The organism is Nonomuraea lactucae, from assembly GCF_003313395.1.
GTDB lineage: Bacteria > Actinomycetota > Actinomycetes > Streptosporangiales > Streptosporangiaceae > Nonomuraea > Nonomuraea lactucae.
Genome location: NZ_QNFZ01000689.1, coordinates 1 through 3,208, shown reverse-complemented (window position 1 = coordinate 3,208; position 3,208 = coordinate 1). Strand labels below are relative to the sequence as shown.

The following is a 3,208-nucleotide window of genomic DNA, read 5'->3' as shown; positions in this document are numbered from 1 at the left end:
GGCCGCCTCTCGTGCCCGCCGGGCGTCGCAGCCGGCCGGGAGTCGGCCCGGCCGGCGCGGTCAGCCGCCGTGGTCAGCCGCCGTGGTCAGCCGCCGTGGTCAGCCGCCGTGGTCAGCCGCCGTTGCGCCGGTATTCGGCCAGGAGCGCCTGTCTCTCGGCCTCGGTCGTGGCGAACTTCGTGACGTTGCTCTTGGGGTCGGTGGCGACGAAGTAGAGCCAGGGACCGTCGGTGGGGTTGAGCGCCGCCTCCAGCGCCTCCTCGCCGGGGTTGGCGATGGGGCCGGGCGGCAGGCCGGGCCACCTGTACGTGTTGTACTTCGAGGTGCTCTTGGTCTCCTCGATGGTCGCCGCCGTGCCGTACTTGCCGAGCCCGTACATGGTCGTGCTGTCCATCTCCAGCTTCATCGCCGGTTTGCGGCCGAGCCGGTTGTAGATGACACGGGCGATCTTGGGCATGTCCTCCTGGCGGCCGGCCTCGGCCTGGACGATGCTGGCGATGATGACCATCTGGCCCGGCGAGAACCCGAGGCTCTTCGAGCCCTCCTCGAGGCCGACCTTGTCGGCCGTCTCCTTGAACCGCTCGACCATCGCCACCAGGACGTCCTGCGGCTTGGTCTTGGGCTGGATCTCGTACTGGGCCGGGAAGGCGTACCCCTCCAGGCCGCCCCTCGCGTAGCGCGGCAGGTCGAGGTCGCGGGGCCTCTTGGACGCGGCCTGGAACTCCTTCAGCGGTCTGCCGGTCTGCTCGGCGAGCTTCTCGAGGGTGACGGACAGGCGCAGCCCCTCCTCAAGGGTCACCCGTTCGACCAGGCGGTTGCCCGAGTCGAGCAGCGCCACCGCGTTGGCGGCCGACATGCCCTTGCGCATGGTGTAGTGGCCGGGGTGAAGCGCGCCGCTCTTGCCCGCGCTGGCGATCGCGTTGGTGAACGCCCGGGCGCTGGCCACCACCCCCTGGCGTTCCAGCTCCAGGGCCACGTCGGAGGCGCTCTGCCCCGGCTTGATCTCGATGACCACGTCTCCCCTGCCCTGACCGGTGAAGTCCTTGGGCACGAGGGCGCCGCTGAGCCACTGGTAGCCGAAGTAGCCACCGCCGCCGACGATGCCGACGAGCACGATGAGGGCGAGGAGCGGGGCGATGAAGCGGCCCCGGTTGCGCCGTCTGCGCCTCTTGCGCATCTCGCGTCGGGTAGGGCGTCTGGAGCGCCGGCCACGACCCTCGTCGTCTTCGGCGCCGAGCAGGAAGTCCATGTCGAGCTCGCTCATAGGTGCGCTGGCCAATCTCCCGGCACGGGCCGGCCGGCGTCAAGCCGTCGGACCGAACCGTTCGGGATTACCGAGGGGAACGGGGGGAGCACCCGGACATGCTGCCATGGCCGGGGAAGTTCACTCTGGGTAGCCGTGCCCAGGGACCTACAGAGGACCGGCACCCCGGCTCCGGGGCGCGGACTGTCGAACCCGCCGCCCTCCCGCGAGGTGAGGAGTGTTCCGGCGAGCATCAGTTCGTCCCGAGGTTGTGGCTCAACTCTTCCCGGTATCTCACGAACTCGCTCTCTTTGTCGGTGAATTTGGTGATTCTACGCGCGGGATCCGTGGTAACAAACCAGTACCAATCTCCCCTAGCTGGACGGAGGGCCGCCGTCAGCGCCTTCCGGCCGGGATTGGAGATCGGCCCGGGCGGCAGTCCCCTGCGCGCGTAGGTGTTGTAGGGCGAGCGGATCCTGGTGTCCTTCAGCGAGACCTTCAACGTCCGCTTGCCCAGCGCGTACGTCACAGTGGCGTCCATCTGCAGCGGCATGTCGCGCCTGAGCCTGTTGTAGATCACTCTGGCGATCTTCGGGTAGTCGGAGTCCCGGCCGCCCTCGGCCTGCGCGATGCTGGCCACGGTGACGGCCTCCAGCGGGGTCAGGCGCACTCGCGCCGCCCGGGACTCCAGGTCGAGCTGCCTCGCGACGACGCCGAACCGCTCGACCATCGCCGCCAGCACGTCCACCGCCGTGGCGTCGGGCTCGACCTCGTACGTGGCGGGGAACAGGAAGCCCTCGATCCCCCTGGCGTACGGGGGCAGGCCGACGAGCTCCGGCTCGACCGCGCGCAACTCCTTGAGCGGGAGCCCGGCCTGGTCGGCGATGCGCCTGAACGCCTCGTTCACGCGCATGCCCTCGGTCACGGTGACGCGCCTGACGACGCGGGAGGCCGGCGCGAGGAGCAGGTCGAGCGCGGCTGCGGCGGCCATGCCGGTGCGGAGCCGGTAGTGCCCGGGTTTGAGCCGGTGCGCCATCGAACGCGCTTCCGCTGCGTCGACGAAGGACCGCGCGCTCGCCACCACCCCGGCGCTCGCGAGCGCCTCGCCGATGTCGCTCGCGGTGGCCCCGGGGCGGATCCGCACGGTGACGGCGCCGCCGCCCACGCCCTCGTAGTCGTCCGGGTCCAGGTACGGCTTGACCAGGCTGTACACGCCTGTGCCCAGGGCGAGCACGGAGACGGTCAGACCGGCGGCCAGGACGGCGCCCCTGCGCCACGACTCCCGCCCGCGCCGCGCCGGTCCCCGTCCCCCGCTTCTTGAGGGTCCGTCGCCTGATCCCGCCTGTTCGAGGGCACCGTCACCCTGCCCGGTGTCCTCGCCCGGTGGCTCGTGCGTGGCGCTGCGGGCCCCTTCCGGTCCGCCGTCGGAGGCGTTGTCGCTCTCCGGGCCACGGTGGGAGGCGTTGTCGCACTCGGGTCCGTGGCGGGAGGCGTCGCGGCTCGCCGCCGCCTCTTGGCTCGCCGCCATGGCGAACGGCACTTGGAGAGGCGCGCCTCCCCCGTGCGGCCCCTCCACGTACGGGCCCTCCACCTGCGGCCCTTCCGCGTGCGGACCGTCAGGCTGGCCGTCAGCGTGCGGACCGTCAGCGTGCGGGCCGGAGGCCGGGGGCGGGGTCGGGGAGGGCGTGTCGGTCGGTGGGGACGGCGCCGCGTGGCCCGGGGTGCCGCGTCCAGTCGGGTCGCCCGCCGGGCGCGGCCCACTCGGGTCGTCCGGGGCCCGGAGCGCAGGTAGGTCCGTTCCGGTCGGTTGCCCCGTCGGGTCGTCGTCGGACGTGGGCGGCTCGGGGAGCCGTGCGTCGTCGGTGGGACCGTCGGGGCGAGGGGGCCGCCCGGTCATGAGGCGGGTCCGCCGGCCGCCGGGGAGGGCGGGTCGGCGGGCCTGCCGGGGGGTCGGTTGGTGGCGCG

General features: G+C 72.4%; 2 protein-coding genes. Both read right to left on the bottom strand.

The window, feature by feature from the left end; all coding sequences use genetic code 11:
• Positions 1 to 112: 112 nt before the first annotated feature.
• Positions 113 to 1,264, bottom strand: coding sequence for an endolytic transglycosylase MltG (mltG, locus tag DQW85_RS25465; RefSeq protein WP_113702495.1), 1,152 nt, complete (start codon positions 1,262 to 1,264; stop codon positions 113 to 115).
• Between the two features lie 232 nt (positions 1,265 to 1,496).
• A complete protein-coding gene (gene mltG / locus DQW85_RS25460) occupies positions 1,497 to 2,834 on the bottom strand; it encodes an endolytic transglycosylase MltG (protein ID WP_275888259.1) in 1,338 nt (445 codons plus the stop codon).
• Positions 2,835 to 3,208: the final 374 nt, after the last annotated feature.

Bases quoted from the DNA above. Each gene is read 5' to 3' on its own strand.
- mltG (WP_113702495.1), bottom strand. From the start codon at position 1,264: ATGAGCGAGCTCGACATGGACTTCCTGCTCGGCGCCGAAGACGACGAG.